This is a genomic window from Maricaulis maris (assembly GCF_049116555.1).
Taxonomy (GTDB): Bacteria; Pseudomonadota; Alphaproteobacteria; order Caulobacterales; family Maricaulaceae; genus Maricaulis; species Maricaulis maris_C.
Genome location: NZ_JAGDYT010000001.1, coordinates 207,187 through 220,685, shown reverse-complemented (window position 1 = coordinate 220,685; position 13,499 = coordinate 207,187). Strand labels below are relative to the sequence as shown.

Here is a 13,499-nt window from a genome sequence, read left to right as displayed (position 1 = left end):
CTGGAACTAGTCTCCGCCTCCGTCCACCAGAAAGGCTTCTCCCATGGCATTTACCGATACCGCGCCCCAGACCCAACGTGACGAATCCGACGCCATTGGCGGCGCCGCCCGCGAGCAGCTGAAGGCCTTTGTGGCACGCATCGAACGCCTCGAAGAAGACAAGGCCAATGTCATGGCCGACATGAAGGAAGTCTATGCCGAGGCCAAATCCTCCGGCTATGACACCAAGATCCTTCGCAAGGTCATTGCCCTGCGCAAGATCGACCGCCATGAGCGCCAGGAAGCCGAAGCGCTGCTGGAATTGTATCTCGGTGCTGTCGAGGGCTAGACTGACGGCCTCACCAGGAGGCTCGCTTGGTCCGCAAGATCGACGAAAAGAAGACGCGACGCGCCTTGCGGCGGCTCGAAAGAGCCCGCAAGGCCGCCGCCGATTCCGACGCGGCCAAGATAGACCTGTCCGAATGGGAGGGCGAGTTTCTCGGCTCGCTGGAAGAAAGGCTCGAGAAGTTCGGCTCGGCCTTCAATGACCCGGACAAGGGCAATACCGACGAGGCCCTCTCGGCCCGCCAGGCGCTGAAGCTTCGCGAGATCGAAAAGAAGGCCAAGGGCAAGGCCCGCAAGCCGATGTCACGCGGCAATGGCTTCAAGCGCAAGTCCGGCGGGCCCGCTCCACGCGGTCGCGACATCTACGACGACATTGCCGAGGATCGGGAGACTGAGATCGGCGCGGCCGCGCCGGTCGCGGAGACGCCGGGCCCGGACCGTTTGCCCCCTGACACATCACCCCAGCAAAGGCGGGCCGGCTTTCGGGTAATATCCGGTGGCAATGACACCCCGGATGGCTCGGAGTCCTGATTAGCACTTCATTCAGGGTTAATCCGTGTTTCGCGCGCGCGCCGGACCCGGCCTGCCTATCCTGATCTTCAATAGAGATCGGGATAAGTGCCATGTTTCAGGACATCGACGTCTTCAACCACCACGAGCAGTCCCTGTTCGAGGACCTTGAAAAGGCCCAGCGCGCCGGAATTACCAGCGCGGCAGGTCGCGAGGCCTTCTCCAATGCCATGACCGAGCTTGACCGGCTGGTCGAGGACAAGGAGACCCAGATCTACAGCCATCTGGCAGCCGACCCGCTGACGCGCGATTACATCTCCCGCCTCGACGGACAGATTCACGGGCTCTCCAGCCGGATCGACATCCTGCGGACCCATATCGAACTGGGTCTGATGGACAGCAGCGATGAGCGGCCCGACCTCGACCCGTCCCTGCATCGACTCATGCGCCAATTGCGAGCCCGTTTCCGCCGTGAAGCCGCACTTATGCCGATCTATGCCGGCTGGCTCGATCGCAGTGCCAACCAGGCCGCCGCCCCACATTGACGTCACCCGGCCGATGACGCACCAAGGCAGGCCTGCATCGGAGGCCTGCCATGACGCCCGCCCAATCCGCTTACTGGCGGGATTTCTGCGACGCGACCGGACACGATCGCGCGCCGGACGATATCTTTGCCTTTGGCGACAGCGAAGCACTGGCAGATGAATTGCTGGCTCTTGTCCTGATCGACCGCAAGAAGGCGACCGCCTCACATGTGCGCTGGTACGGGCCCGACAAGGAGCCGCTGCCCAAGCCGGGCGATCTGGCCCTGGTTCTCGATGGCCGCGCCGCACCGGCCTGCATCATTCAGGCAAGCCGGGTCGATATCCATCCGGTCCGTGAGACGACTGAGGAATTCGCCTGGACCGAAGGGGAAGGCGATCGCTCCCTCGCCTGGTGGATGGCAGCCCATATCGACTATTTCCAACGCGAAGCCGAACGAGAGGGTACGACTTTCGATGTTGGTGACGAGGCCGTCTTTCACCGCTTCAACCGTGTCTGGCCGCTGCCCGCCAGCGCCCTCACACCATGAAAACGGGCCGGCGCGCATGGCAGCGCCGGCCCATTCCGTCCCCCACCCCCGCGGGGCAGGCCTCCTCCCGTGGCGGGGAGGCTTTTTTCTGTGATCAGCCGGCGGCGCGTACGCCGTCGACATCCAGCTCGTACTCCCGGACCTTGCGATAGAGCGTCGAGCGCCCAACGCCGAGACGGCGGGCAACTTCACTCATCCGGCCGGCATAGGTCTCGATGGCAAACTCGATCAAGTCACGCTCGATATCCTCGAGTGAGCGCAGATGTCCGCCTTCATCCATGATGTCGACCGGTCCGAACTCGGCGCCCGCCGCGACATCACCCGCAGCCAGCGTCTCCGCCATATTGGCCAGAGCCCCGGTATCCGGCATCTCGCCAATCTGCGGCGTCAGTCCGGAAATCTGCGGGAAGTCCTCCGGCTTCAGCACATCGCCGTCCGAAAGGACGACAGCGCGGAAGACGGCATTCTCCAGCTGGCGCACATTGCCCGGCCAATCGAAATGGGTGAGGAGGGCGTGCGTTTCCGGTGCCGCGTCCTGGATCGACTTGTTCTCCTGGGCATTGAAGCGACCGATGAAGTGGCGCACCAAGGCCGGGATGTCATCCTTGCGTGATCGCAGCGACGGCACCTCGATCGGAAAGACATTCAGACGGTAAAAGAGGTCTTCGCGGAAGGCGCCAACGGCCACTTGCTCAGCCAGGTCGCGATTGGTCGCCGAAATGATGCGGACATTGACCTTGACCGGGCGCTTGCCGCCAACCGGGTCGACTTCGCCTTCCTGCAGGGCACGCAGCAGCTTGACCTGCATGTCCAGCGGCAGTTCGCCAATCTCGTCGAGAAAGAGCGTTCCGCCATCAGCTTCCTGGAACTTGCCCATATGCTTGCCGACCGCACCGGTGAAAGCGCCCTTCTCGTGACCGAACAGGGTGGATTCAACGAGGTTTTCAGGAATGGCACCGCAATTCACGGCCACGAACGGGCCACCGGCGCGCTTGGACGCGGCCATGATGGACCCGGCGACCAGCTCCTTGCCGACGCCGCTTTCCCCGGTGATAAGGATCGGAATATCCGACTGCGCTGCCCGTTCACCAAGGCGAACGACCTGACGCATGGCCGGTGCACCGGCAATCATGTCGGAAAAACCCAGCGTACCCTCGGCCTTGCGGCTGAGCCGCTTGACCTCACCCGACAGGTTCTGCACGCGCAGCGCGTTGCGGATCGACACTGTGATGCGTTCCGGGCTGGCGGGCTTCACGAAGAAATCGACCGCACCGGCGCGCATCGCTGCCACAACCGTCTCAATACCCCCACTCGCGGTCAGCACGATGACAGGCAGGTCCGGCTGTTTGCGCTTGAGCGCCTCCAGCGTCTCCATCCCGTCCATGCCGGGCATGATCAGATCGAGCAGCATGACATCAATCCCCGGCGATGCCACGCGATCCAGGGCAGCCTCACCGCTGTCGGCGGTTTCGGCCCGATAGCCCTGCTTCTCGATCACCGCCTGAAGAAGGCGGCGCTGTGTCGGATCGTCATCGACGATCAGAACTGATTTCACCATCACCCACGCCTTTTCGGTCGCTTTGTTATCTCGCCGGGCCTTTTGGCCTCACCACTCCTGCGAGCGGGGCGTCTATGCGAACCGTTATGGGACACTTGTCTAAATTTGACGTTTAAGAGACGGCAACGACCGGTTAAGCATAAGGATCAAGACCGTCTTAACGGACTGGCCCACGCAGGATGCCTGCTCGCTTATCATGGCTGTTTCTCCCGGATCCCCGACCCGCTGGCCGTTTGCGCGGCATGATGTCTTTGCCAACCTGGCGGAAGAGTACCGCATGCGGGTTATCCGATCCCTGCCGGGGATGATCGTCTGGCCGGCGCTGATGTTCGCCCTGGTCATCGCTGCGCAGCTGGCGACCGTGATCAGTTGGGGCGCGGCCGGCGGCCCGGAGACCGGCTTGAGCCAGGGCAGTGCCATCTTTCTTGGCAATATCATCGGTTATTCCGGCCTGGGCCTGATCATGTGGGCCTGGATGAAGCGCTACCAGGCGCACCGGCCGGTCTTCGCAATTTTCCCCCTGCGCCTTTCAGATTTCCTGGCAGCGGCTCTGGTCATGGTCTTCATGGTGTTGATTGCCAGCCCGCTGACCCTGAGCTTCCACGAGTTCGCGATGGCCGAACCGGACCTGACACTCGCCGGCGGGGCCAGCCGGGACGACCTGTCCAATGTCGACGATTTCATCGGCGCGGAAGCCAGCCTCTGGCTGCTCATAGGCCTGACCCTGATCGCCGCCCCGATTGTCGAGGAAGTCCTCTTCCGGGGCTGGATGCTGCCCATGATGATGGCCCGCGGCGTGCCCGCGCTTTTCGCGATCATCATCTCCGCCCTGGCCTTTGGGCTGGTTCATATCGCCCAAGGGCTGATGGTGATGACGTCGACCTTCTTCCTGGCGCTGGCGTTGGGTGCCGCACGGGTTTGGACAGGTCGCCTTGCCGCCCCGATCCTCGGCCATGTCGCCAATAATGCATGGGCGGTATTCGCGGTGCCCTACCTGATCTCACTCGCTCCGGCGACCACGGGCAATTGACGCCACCGCCCCTCGGGTCTAGCGCTAGGTCATGAGCCAAAAAGCCGCCACCTCCCCCCGCCCGCCAGCTCCCCTTGTTCAGTTCAATGGCGCCAGACCGCCAACCCCGGACTGGTTTCTCAAGGCCCTTGATGTTCCGACCGATCGCGGCAGCGTGTCGGTCGAGGACGCAACGATTTGCTGGAAGGCCTGGGGCAAGCGCGGCGCGCCCGGCCTGATCCTTGTCCATGGCGGGGTCGCTCACAAGGACTGGTGGGACAGTATCGCCCCCTTCCTGTCCGAGACCCGCCGCGTGGTCGCGCTCGACCTCTCAGGCATGGGAGACAGTGATCATCGCGACCGCTACAGCATGGCGACCTACGCGCTGGAAGTCCTCGCCGCGGGCCAGGATGGCGGTGCCTTCGAGGCCGGCAAGCCCTTCCTCGTTGGCCATTCCTTTGGCGGTTTTGTCTCTGTCGCCACGGCTATGGAACATGGCGACCAGCTGGCCGGGATTGCCGTGCTCGACAGCCCCATCCGGCCCAGCCAGGAACAGCGCCGCTCGTCACCGCCCTCGCGGGGCGGCATGATCTATAATTCCTTCGACGCGGCATTGGCGCGCTTTCGCCTCCTGCCCGAGCAAGGCTGCGAGAATGCCTTCCTGCTGGACCATATCGCCCGGCAATCTCTGAAGGAGATCACTCGGCCGGACGGCACGCAGGGCTGGACCTGGAAATTCGATCCCAAGCTCTGGGACAAGCTGGATTATGACCGCCCGCCACCAGCCGATATTGTCGACGCTCTGAAAACCCGGATCGCCCTGTTCCGGGGCGCGGATTCGCGTCTTGTGAATGACGAGGTCTGGGCCTTCATGGGCGACCTGTTCGGACCGGAAACGACCATGGTGTCGATCCCGAATGCGGAACACCATCTCATCCTCGATCAACCGGTCGCCGTCGCGGCCGGATTGGAAGTCCTGACCGGTCCGGGCTGGGGCTGAAGCTCCGGTTTTTGTCGATCAGTCTTCCGGGTGACGCCGGAGCTCGCGAGCCACATCATCCGGCAGCGCGTCCGGCGAGGCCGTCGTGGCCTTGCGCAGACCGCCAATGATCGTGACCACAATCACCAAGGCCAGCCAAACGCCACCGATCTTGAGCCCGATGGGCCAGAGATAGGCGAACTCGATCGAGCCGAAATTGAGGAACTCCCGCGCTGCCATCCCGGCAAAGACCAGAAGGGCGATCACGGCCGACCAAAGGGCGAAGGGAATGCGCATGCGGAACTCCGGACTGGCAGCAGCCCGACCAGTCTAGGCCAGTGGATTTTCTACAACCACCCCTTTTGTCGGGCCCGCCGTGCAGCCTCGATCCGGTTGGCCGCGCCCAGCTTGCTGATCGCGCTGTGCAGGTAATTGCGTACGGTACCGCGAGCCAGACCGGACGCCTCCGCCATGGCCGCACTGTCGAGCCCGGCCTCGGCCAGTCGCAGGAGACGACGCTCGGCATCACTGAGCGGATCAGCTTCGTCCCAGGCGCGCGCTGCCAGCTCCGGTGCCACCACGCGCTCGCCCGCCATCACCCGCCGGATCGCGCCGGCCAGGTCAGCTGACGGTCCATCCTTGAGAATGAAGCCGGACACGCCCGCCTCCATCGCCCGACGCAAATAGCCGGGCCGATCAAAGGTCGTCACGATCAACACACGGGTGCGCGCGTCCTCCCGACGCAGGAGGTCAGCCAACTCCAGCCCCGTCATGTCCGGCATCTCGATATCAGTGAGGACCAGATCGGGATCCTTGCGGCGAACAACGTCATGGGCTTCGCGCCCATTGCCGGCGAGTCCGACCACCTCGATATCGCGCTCCAGGCCCAGAAGCGTCGCCAGCGCGTCGCGCAATAGGGTCTGGTCCTCGGCGATCACGACCTTGATCATTGCTGCGCTCCGAATCCTTGCGTCTTGGTCGGCAGGGTCGCCGTCAGAACCGTTCCGCGGCCATCACTGCCCGGCGCCACGTCAAGTGCACCACCCAGCGCTTCAAGGCGAGCGCGCAGACCGCTCAGCCCGCCCCCGGACGGGTCGGCATCGCCGCACCCATCATCCTGGATAGCAAGGCAAACCACATCACCCTGTTTTGAAAAGACAAGCGCCGCGTCACCTGCGTCGGCATGGCGGATGATATTTGTAACAGCCTCGCGCACAACCATGGCGAGGGCGGTCGAGACCTCGTCCGAAAGCTGCGCGGCATCCGCGGCGCCATCAAGACGGGCCGAGACGCCGGTATCGGCGAGGCGCTGGACGCCTTCGCTCATCGCCTCGCCCAGCTTTCGGCCGCGCAGGCCGATCACCGCTTCCCGCATATCGGCCAGTGCCTGGCGGGAGATCGTCTGGATCGCCCTCAGCTCGGTCAGCGCCCGATCGGCGTCCTGGCCAAGAAGGCGTTCGGCGATCTCCGCCTTCAAGGTAACAGTCGACAGGGTCTGGCCAAGCAAGTCATGCAAGTCGCGGGCAATGCGCTGACGTTCGGCCTCTGCTCCCTCGCGGGCGGCGCGACTGCGGGTCTCCTCGGCTTGATCCGCCTCGCGTTCATGGCGCGCCGCGATCATCGACCCGCCGGCGGCCATCGCGCCCAATCCCGCCAGGGCAAGCGCGAAGAGCGGGGTCGGCGCGTAGATCCAGATGGCGCTGATCCCGGTCACCGCAAGAAGTGCCATGGCCGCCCACAGGCGCAGCGTCCAGTCGAGGCGGCCCAGCATGGCCGCAGCGAAGACGAAATAGACGCCGCCACCAAGCGTCTGTGGAACCAGCAGCAATCCAAGCAAGCTGGTGATGAGGGCTGCAGGATAGACCGTCCAGTCCATCCGCCGCATGACAAAGACATACAGACCGATGAAGCCGGCCATGCTGACCAGCCCCAGGGCCGCTTCGAGTCGCGTCGGCGGCAGGTAGAGCCAGCCGAAAAAGAACATGCCCAGATAGAGCAGGTGTATCCACGGCCGGTTCGGCGATATCAGCGTGCGCAGGGCAATCACGGATCCGTCAGCCTTTCTCAGGCCATTGCCGCAATCAGGCGGCGATAGCGGTTCGATTCCCATGAAAGCCCGGCAGCGGCCAGCAGGTAAAGGCCGCTCACCACGAGCGGAATGCCGACCAGGCTGTATTGCGGCGCGAGGAAGAAGATCGCGGTTACGGCCGCGACCCGGACAATCGCATGGACCATGCAGACCCTGGAGGCATAGCCCCAGCCGATGATTGGCCAATGCAGGCTCATCCCGATCGCGAGGGTGAGCGGGGCGGCCTGGGGCGCGGTCCAGATGACGATCATGTGGATCGGCCAGAGCAGGTTGATGGCAACAATGGCGGCTGTCGTAACTCCGGATAGGGGCGATTTCGCCTTCATGAAGGGGGATTTGAAAACACCCTGCAAGAGGATGCCAAGCGGGAAGATGGCGCCCGAGAAGGCGGCCGCCGTATAGGCCCAGTCAGTCGGATCCATATAGGCGCCGGCAATGGCGAGGCCTGCCCAGTAGATGGCGCCAGCGACCGGCAGTGACACCCCGCCACCGGCTTCAGCGCTGTAGCGGCGGCGTTCATTGAGGAAGACAGTTTTGAGATCGGTCATGGGGAAACTCCTTTGTCTGTCCTCATGCTGGACGGGGCGCTCGGCGACGGGCAGACACAGGCGTCACCTTTCGCGCATGACAGCTGTCACCTGCGGCAAATGGCGCTGCCATCTTGGCGGGGCTTTCAACGCGTGCTATCCGCTCGAAACTGAATTTGACGGAGGTAGAGACCAATGGCGTCTGATTATGTTCGTGGCGAAATGGACATCGCCGACCAGAAAGCCACCTTTGGCGGATTCATCGCGGTTTCGGTGTGGGGCAGCCTGCTCACCGTGGTGAGCGTGCTCTACCTCACCCTCGTCTTTGCTGTGGGCATGGACTGGCTGGGCGGCCTGATCGCCACCGCCGTGGTCGGCGGCGTGCTCGGCCTCGCACTCGGCATGAAGACATCCTGGTATGTCACCCTGGGCGGACTTTTCTTCTTCAGCCTTGTCTGCGGCGGCATTGTTCAGTTGTTCGGTATGGTGTTTGGCGGCTGATTTCCTCGCCGCCCCTTCGCACTGCACAAAATTTCCCAGTTTCCGGTCTAGAAATTTCCCGGAGGGGCCTTCCCCTCACGGGAGAATTCGCGCATCCTCGCCGCATCGAGCCATGAGCGGCGGGACGAAATGCGAATTGCCATTCTGAAAGAACGACATGCGGGCGAGACTCGCGTGGCAGCCACCCCTGAAACCGTCAAGAAATTCGTGGCTGCCGGCCATGAAGTCGCCATCGAGAAGGGCGCGGGCCTGACCGCCGCCGTGACCGATGAGGCCTTTGCTGATGCAGGTGCGAAGATCGGCACCGCAGCCGCAACACTCAAGGGCGCCGACGCGCTCTTCGCGGTGCGCAGCCCGGACGAGGCGACGCTGGCCAAGCTGAAGGGCGTCCTGCTGGTCTCCCATCTCAGTCCGCACGGCAATACCAAGATGGCGGAAGGCCTGGCCAAGGCCGGGATCGACGCCCTCGCCATGGAATTCGTGCCGCGCATCACCCGCGCCCAAGCCATGGACGCGCTGTCATCGCAAGCCAACCTCGCCGGCTACCGCGCCGTGATCGAGGGTGCAGAGCTTTATGGCCGCGCCTTCCCGATGATGATGACAGCGGCCGGCACGGTCGCCCCGGCCAAGACCTTCGTGATGGGGGTCGGCGTGGCCGGTCTGCAGGCCATCGCCACGGCGCGCCGCCTCGGCGCCATTGTCACCGCCACCGATGTCCGGCCGGCGGTGAAGGAACAGGTCGCCTCGCTCGGTGCAAGATTCATCGCCGTCGAGGATGACGAGTTCAAACAAGCCGAAACCGCCGGCGGCTACGCCAAGCAGATGTCACCGGAATACCAGGCCAAACAGGCCGAACTGGTGGCCAGCCACATCGCCAAGCAGGACATCGTCATCACCACGGCGCTGATCCCCGGCCGCCCGGCCCCGACCCTGGTCAGCAAGGCCATGGTCGAGACCATGAAGCCGGGCTCGGTCATCATCGATCTCGCCGCCCCCAATGGCGGCAATTGCGAACTGACCAAGGTGGATGAAGTCGTCGAACACAAGGGGGTCAAGATCGCCGGCTATGGCAATCTCGCCGGCCGCCTCGCCGCTGACGCCTCGGCGCTCTACGCCAAGAATCTCGCCAATCTTCTGCCCCTCCTCGTCAATGAGGACGGCGGCCTCGCCCCGCACTGGGATGATGAAGTCATCCAGGGCATGGCGCTGACCAAGGATGGTGCCATCGTGCATCCGAGCCTGGTGAAGGACAACGCGTGAATCGACTTGTAGGATACGCACAGCTGGGATTTGGAGCCACGAGTTGCGTGCTCGTCGGTCTGAGTGTTGTGGCCATGTTCGACGTGGTGGCGATCTCTGGCAGCGCCGATGCGAGCGGCGTACACGGCAACCAGTTCGTCCAGTTCAACCTGTTCGCTTTCGGCTGGAGCCTGATCGGCTCGATTCTTCTTATTGTTGGTGGACTGCTTCTGACGAAGCGCACCACGACCGCGGAGTAAAACGAAATGGAAGCCGTTGATCCCGTCATCTTCCGCCTGGCGATTTTCGTCCTGGCGGTCTTCGTGGGCTATTACGTCGTCTGGTCGGTGACGCCGGCCCTGCACACGCCGCTGATGGCCGTCACCAATGCCATCTCCTCGGTCATTATCGTCGGCGCGCTTCTGGCCGCCACGGCGACCGCGACCGGTGGTGGTGATGCCGCCGCAACGGCCGAGGCCGCCGGCGGTGCCGGCTTCTCCCGAGGCCTGGGCTTTGTCGCCATCATCCTCGCCAGCGTGAACATATTCGGCGGCTTCCTGGTCACCCAGCGCATGCTCGCCATGTACAAGAAGAAGGAGCGCTAGGGATGTCCGCGAATCTTGCAGCTCTTCTCTACCTCGCCTCGGGGATCCTGTTCATCTTCGCGCTGCGGGGCCTGTCCAATCCGGAAACCGCGCGCCACGGCAATTTCTTCGGCATGGCCGGCATGGCCATCGCCATTGTCACCACATTGCTGGCCGTCAATCTGGACTGGACCTCGATCGCCCTGATCTTTGTCGGCGTCATGATCGGTGGCGGGATCGGAGCGATCATCGCCCGCCGCATCCCGATGACCGCCATGCCGCAGCTGGTCGCCGCCTTCCACTCGCTGGTTGGCCTCGCCGCCGTGCTGGTGGCTGCCGCGGCCCTGTTCGCTCCGGAATCCTTCCACATTGCCGATGCGATGGGTGGTCTGAAACCGCTTTCCCTGTTCGAGCTGGCGGTTGGTTCAGCGATCGGTGCCATCACTTTCTCCGGCTCGGTGATCGCCTTTGCCAAGCTGAACGGCAACATGTCCGGCGCGCCGATCCTGCTGCCGGCCCGTCACCTGCTGAACATCGCCATGGGTGGCTTCATCGTCATCATGATCGCCTTCCTAATGGCGTCGGGCGGCGACGCAAAAACCGCTTTCTGGCTGATCACCCTGGCCGCTTTCGTGCTGGGCGTGACGCTGATCATCCCGATCGGCGGCGCCGACATGCCGGTCGTGGTGTCGATGCTGAACTCCTATTCCGGCTGGGCCGCCGCCGCGCTCGGCTTCACGCTGGAGAACACCGCGCTTCTGGTCACCGGTGCGCTGGTCGGCTCGTCCGGCGCGATCCTGTCCTACATCATGTGCAAGGGCATGAATCGCTCCTTCATCTCGGTCATCCTGGGCGGGTTTGGTGAGACCGGCGACGCCGCCGCTGCCGCCGGTCCGCAAGGCAATGCCAAACAGGGCTCGGCTGAGGACGCCGCCTTCGTGATGAAGAATGCCGGCAAGGTCATCATCGTGCCGGGCTATGGCATGGCCGTCGCCCAGGCCCAGCACGCGCTGCGCGAGATGGGCGACATGCTGAAGGCCGAGGGCGTCGACGTCGCCTATGCCATCCACCCGGTCGCCGGACGGATGCCGGGCCACATGAATGTCCTGCTGGCCGAAGCCAATGTCCCCTATGATGAAGTGTTCGAGCTGGAAGACATCAATTCCGACTTCTCGAACGCCGATGTGGCCTTCGTGATCGGTGCCAATGACGTCACCAATCCCGCCGCCGAGGACGATCCCGGCTCGCCGATCTACGGCATGCCGGTCCTGCAGGTCTGGAAGGCGCGCACGGTCTTCTTCATCAAGCGCTCGCTGGGCTCCGGCTATGCCGGCGTCGAAAACCCGCTCTTCTTCCGCGACAACACGATGATGCTGCTGGGCGATGCGAAGAAGATGACAGAGAGCATCCTGAAGGCGCTGGACTAGATCCTTCAGCTGCGGTTCAGCCTCGCTGAGGCAGGCTGGACCGCATGCTGGCCGAACTCGCCCTCCTCTTCACCGATCCCGTTGAGCCTGACTGTACGTTCAATGGCATGCCCCTGCATGGGCGGGTCCAGGTGGTGGAGAGCTTTCCCGATATCCGGGTTGAGGTCGTCACCAGCTTTCCCGACCTCAAGGTGGAACGCGTCACATCCTTCCCGGACGCGTGCGGAAAGTGGGAATTCGTCGACAGCTTCCCGGATTTCACGATCGAGCTCGTGACCAGCTTCCCGGACCTCAAGATCGAGTATGTGACGAGCTTTCCGGGACTGCCGTAAGGGGCCGGACCCTCCAATCACATCCGGGCGTCAATCGGAAACATATCCGCACTTGAACTCCGAAACGAGGAAGGACGGCACATCCGAATCGACAGCTCCCTCGATGGTCGACCCACTGACAAGCCTGACCTCACCCCAAAAGTCGCATCGACCACCAAGGGCAGGGAGGCCTTGGTGGCGACCGAAGTATTTGATGTAAAGCCGCTCTTGGTCGCCATTCGGGGCTGCGACGTCGACAAACGCCAACGAGCTTATATATCCCGATCCAATGCGAGGCACTGAGACTCCGACCACACGCTGATTTCGCAACTCGGTTTGATTCGCGAGGGCATTGCCGGATGCAAGGGATGTCGCGACACCGAGGATCGTGAAAACGGAAATCGCCATTATAGTGGTTGCCTCCCGGGCACACACCCCACCAAAAATCACTTGCCGAGATAAAGCCGTATCCGTTTCTTCAGCTCAAGGGGCTTGCCCGCGTAGCGGCCGCTTTGCGGCCCTTGACCTGAAGAAACGGATACGGCCCGCTGGCTGACAAGAGATCTATGGTCCCCTCTGCGCAAGCCGCCTCGAGGCGATCCACCTCGCCGCAAAGCCGGGCGGAAAATCCGTTCAACGAACCCCCGCCAACCCGCGATAGACATAACCGGCAAATTTCGGCGTCCGCGGCTCATAATCCGCTTCCAGCCGGTCGATCCGGAAACCGCCTTGCTCGATCAGACGGTCCATCGGGCGGGTCAGATGACAGCCACCGCCGGTGAGTTTCCAGAACGGCTCCAGGCGTCTCTGCCAGCGCACCACACCCTCATCCGGAGCCAGACCATGCTCCATGAAGACGAGCCGACCGCCGGGCTTGAGGACGCGCCGCATCTCGGTGAGGGCCTGGGCATAGTCAGGTATGGTGCAGAGCGTGAAGGCGAGCAGAACCGTGTCGACGGAGCGGTCCTCAACAGGCAAGGCCTCGCCGGGCGCATCCAGCAGCTCGACCGGGATGGATTGCCGGTCTATCGCACGCCGTGCCTTGCGCCGCATGCCAGACGACGGCTCCACGCCGATGATCTGCGAAACACGGGAGGCGTCGTAGAAGGGCAGATTGGGACCTGACCCCATCCCCACTTCGAGAACCCGGCCCGAAGCCTCCGGCACCATGATCTTGCGGTGATTGGCGACCGGCTTGCTGCCGCAGGCGCAGGCAATGAGATTGGGTAATATGCGTTCCTCGTAAAATCCCATGTCGTCCTCTTTGATTGGACCACAGGCTGACCCGTGGACGCTCACCTGTCCATGCACACAATCGTTAGCGGACCGGATCGCCCGGACTGTATTGACAGGACGGGCATGACGCGCG

18 protein-coding genes are annotated in these 13,499 nt (G+C 63.3%); 12 read left to right on the top strand and 6 right to left on the bottom strand.

All coding sequences use genetic code 11. From position 1 onward, the window contains the following. The first annotated feature begins 43 nt into the window (after window positions 1–43). From JXQ94_RS00945 to JXQ94_RS00930, 4 genes are all read left to right on the top strand, one after another. Window positions 44–328, top strand: a complete 285-nt coding sequence (locus JXQ94_RS00945) for a DUF2312 domain-containing protein (RefSeq protein ID WP_295692681.1) — start codon at window positions 44–46, stop codon at window positions 326–328. Window positions 329–354: 26 nt separating this feature from the next. After that, window positions 355–855 (top strand): hypothetical protein, encoded by a 501-nt coding sequence (locus JXQ94_RS00940; RefSeq protein ID WP_421921955.1) that lies wholly within the window; start codon window positions 355–357, stop codon window positions 853–855. A 92-nt stretch (window positions 856–947) separates the two neighbouring features. Beyond that, complete coding sequence (locus tag JXQ94_RS00935; RefSeq protein ID WP_421921954.1) at window positions 948–1,379, top strand: hypothetical protein; 432 nt, start codon at window positions 948–950, stop codon at window positions 1,377–1,379. Window positions 1,380–1,429: 50 nt separating this feature from the next. After that, entirely contained in the window at window positions 1,430–1,906 is a 477-nt protein-coding gene (locus JXQ94_RS00930) for an ASCH domain-containing protein (RefSeq protein WP_421921953.1), read from the top strand. Window positions 1,907–2,000: 94 nt separating this feature from the next. Here JXQ94_RS00930 and JXQ94_RS00925 read toward each other — a convergent pair whose 3' ends face one another. Next, window positions 2,001–3,464, bottom strand: a complete 1,464-nt coding sequence (locus JXQ94_RS00925; protein ID WP_421921952.1) for a sigma-54-dependent transcriptional regulator — start codon at window positions 3,462–3,464, stop codon at window positions 2,001–2,003. A gap of 196 nt (window positions 3,465–3,660) precedes the next feature. Between JXQ94_RS00925 and JXQ94_RS00920 the strand changes: the two genes are divergently transcribed. Both JXQ94_RS00920 and JXQ94_RS00915 read left to right on the top strand, forming a co-directional pair. Further along, the gene (locus tag JXQ94_RS00920) at window positions 3,661–4,494 is read left to right on the top strand and encodes a CPBP family intramembrane glutamic endopeptidase (RefSeq protein ID WP_421921951.1); all 834 of its coding nucleotides are present in this window, start codon (window positions 3,661–3,663) and stop codon (window positions 4,492–4,494) included. 31 nt (window positions 4,495–4,525) lie between these two features. Further along, complete coding sequence (locus tag JXQ94_RS00915; RefSeq protein ID WP_421921950.1) at window positions 4,526–5,473, top strand: alpha/beta fold hydrolase; 948 nt, start codon at window positions 4,526–4,528, stop codon at window positions 5,471–5,473. An 18-nt stretch (window positions 5,474–5,491) separates the two neighbouring features. Here the strand turns inward: JXQ94_RS00915 and JXQ94_RS00910 are convergent, their stop codons facing one another. The 4 genes from JXQ94_RS00910 to JXQ94_RS00895 are packed head-to-tail and all read right to left on the bottom strand — an operon-like array spanning window position 5,492 to window position 8,089. Then, window positions 5,492–5,749 carry a hypothetical protein gene (locus JXQ94_RS00910; protein WP_421921949.1) on the bottom strand — a complete coding sequence of 86 codons (258 nt, stop codon included), beginning with the start codon at window positions 5,747–5,749 and terminating at the stop codon, window positions 5,492–5,494. A gap of 50 nt (window positions 5,750–5,799) precedes the next feature. Then, window positions 5,800–6,402 (bottom strand): response regulator transcription factor, encoded by a 603-nt coding sequence (locus JXQ94_RS00905; protein ID WP_421921948.1) that lies wholly within the window; start codon window positions 6,400–6,402, stop codon window positions 5,800–5,802. Continuing rightward, window positions 6,399–7,562 (bottom strand): sensor histidine kinase, encoded by a 1,164-nt coding sequence (locus tag JXQ94_RS00900; protein ID WP_421921947.1) that lies wholly within the window; start codon window positions 7,560–7,562, stop codon window positions 6,399–6,401. The genes JXQ94_RS00905 and JXQ94_RS00900 overlap by 4 nt, the downstream gene beginning before the upstream one ends. Beyond that, a complete protein-coding gene (locus tag JXQ94_RS00895; RefSeq protein ID WP_295692658.1) occupies window positions 7,517–8,089 on the bottom strand; it encodes a DUF7010 family protein in 573 nt (190 codons plus the stop codon). Before JXQ94_RS00895 ends, JXQ94_RS00900 begins: the two co-directional genes overlap by 46 nt. A 174-nt stretch (window positions 8,090–8,263) precedes the next feature. On the opposite strand from JXQ94_RS00895, the gene JXQ94_RS00890 reads away from it, so the two are divergent. The 6 genes from JXQ94_RS00890 to JXQ94_RS00865 all read left to right on the top strand — a co-directional run bounded on the left by JXQ94_RS00890 (window position 8,264) and on the right by JXQ94_RS00865 (window position 12,151). Then, entirely contained in the window at window positions 8,264–8,569 is a 306-nt protein-coding gene (locus JXQ94_RS00890; protein ID WP_421921946.1) for an aa3-type cytochrome c oxidase subunit IV, read from the top strand. Between the two features lie 129 nt (window positions 8,570–8,698). Next, entirely contained in the window at window positions 8,699–9,829 is a 1,131-nt protein-coding gene (locus JXQ94_RS00885) for a Re/Si-specific NAD(P)(+) transhydrogenase subunit alpha (RefSeq protein WP_421921945.1), read from the top strand. After that, entirely contained in the window at window positions 9,826–10,068 is a 243-nt protein-coding gene (locus JXQ94_RS00880) for a hypothetical protein (protein WP_421921944.1), read from the top strand. Before JXQ94_RS00885 ends, JXQ94_RS00880 begins: the two co-directional genes overlap by 4 nt. Window positions 10,069–10,074: 6 nt before the next feature. Then, window positions 10,075–10,413 (top strand): proton-translocating transhydrogenase family protein, encoded by a 339-nt coding sequence (locus JXQ94_RS00875; RefSeq protein WP_011644478.1) that lies wholly within the window; start codon window positions 10,075–10,077, stop codon window positions 10,411–10,413. A 2-nt stretch (window positions 10,414–10,415) separates the two neighbouring features. After that, complete coding sequence (locus JXQ94_RS00870) at window positions 10,416–11,819, top strand: NAD(P)(+) transhydrogenase (Re/Si-specific) subunit beta (RefSeq protein ID WP_421921943.1); 1,404 nt, start codon at window positions 10,416–10,418, stop codon at window positions 11,817–11,819. 44 nt (window positions 11,820–11,863) lie between these two features. After that, window positions 11,864–12,151, top strand: coding sequence for a hypothetical protein (locus tag JXQ94_RS00865; protein WP_421921942.1), 288 nt, complete (start codon window positions 11,864–11,866; stop codon window positions 12,149–12,151). Between the two features lie 612 nt (window positions 12,152–12,763). Here JXQ94_RS00865 and JXQ94_RS00860 read toward each other — a convergent pair. After that, entirely contained in the window at window positions 12,764–13,384 is a 621-nt protein-coding gene (locus tag JXQ94_RS00860; protein WP_421921941.1) for a class I SAM-dependent methyltransferase, read from the bottom strand. Window positions 13,385–13,499 lie beyond the last annotated feature (115 nt).

What these genes read in the sequence shown, in the direction of transcription:
- JXQ94_RS00945 (WP_295692681.1), top strand. Translation starts at nt 44, where the DNA reads ATGGCATTTACCGATACCGCGCCCCAGACCCAACGTGACGAATCCGAC.
- JXQ94_RS00935 (WP_421921954.1), top strand. Translation starts at nt 948, where the DNA reads ATGTTTCAGGACATCGACGTCTTCAACCACCACGAGCAGTCCCTGTTC.
- JXQ94_RS00930 (WP_421921953.1), top strand. Translation starts at nt 1,430, where the DNA reads ATGACGCCCGCCCAATCCGCTTACTGGCGGGATTTCTGCGACGCGACC.
- JXQ94_RS00925 (WP_421921952.1), bottom strand. Translation starts at nt 3,464, where the DNA reads ATGGTGAAATCAGTTCTGATCGTCGATGACGATCCGACACAGCGCCGC.
- JXQ94_RS00920 (WP_421921951.1), top strand. Translation starts at nt 3,661, where the DNA reads ATGGCTGTTTCTCCCGGATCCCCGACCCGCTGGCCGTTTGCGCGGCAT.
- JXQ94_RS00915 (WP_421921950.1), top strand. Translation starts at nt 4,526, where the DNA reads ATGAGCCAAAAAGCCGCCACCTCCCCCCGCCCGCCAGCTCCCCTTGTT.
- JXQ94_RS00910 (WP_421921949.1), bottom strand. Translation starts at nt 5,749, where the DNA reads ATGCGCATTCCCTTCGCCCTTTGGTCGGCCGTGATCGCCCTTCTGGTC.
- JXQ94_RS00905 (WP_421921948.1), bottom strand. Translation starts at nt 6,402, where the DNA reads ATGATCAAGGTCGTGATCGCCGAGGACCAGACCCTATTGCGCGACGCG.
- JXQ94_RS00900 (WP_421921947.1), bottom strand. Translation starts at nt 7,562, where the DNA reads ATGGGAATCGAACCGCTATCGCCGCCTGATTGCGGCAATGGCCTGAGA.
- JXQ94_RS00895 (WP_295692658.1), bottom strand. Translation starts at nt 8,089, where the DNA reads ATGACCGATCTCAAAACTGTCTTCCTCAATGAACGCCGCCGCTACAGC.
- JXQ94_RS00890 (WP_421921946.1), top strand. Translation starts at nt 8,264, where the DNA reads ATGGCGTCTGATTATGTTCGTGGCGAAATGGACATCGCCGACCAGAAA.
- JXQ94_RS00885 (WP_421921945.1), top strand. Translation starts at nt 8,699, where the DNA reads ATGCGAATTGCCATTCTGAAAGAACGACATGCGGGCGAGACTCGCGTG.
- JXQ94_RS00875 (WP_011644478.1), top strand. Translation starts at nt 10,075, where the DNA reads ATGGAAGCCGTTGATCCCGTCATCTTCCGCCTGGCGATTTTCGTCCTG.
- JXQ94_RS00870 (WP_421921943.1), top strand. Translation starts at nt 10,416, where the DNA reads ATGTCCGCGAATCTTGCAGCTCTTCTCTACCTCGCCTCGGGGATCCTG.
- JXQ94_RS00865 (WP_421921942.1), top strand. Translation starts at nt 11,864, where the DNA reads ATGCTGGCCGAACTCGCCCTCCTCTTCACCGATCCCGTTGAGCCTGAC.
- JXQ94_RS00860 (WP_421921941.1), bottom strand. Translation starts at nt 13,384, where the DNA reads ATGGGATTTTACGAGGAACGCATATTACCCAATCTCATTGCCTGCGCC.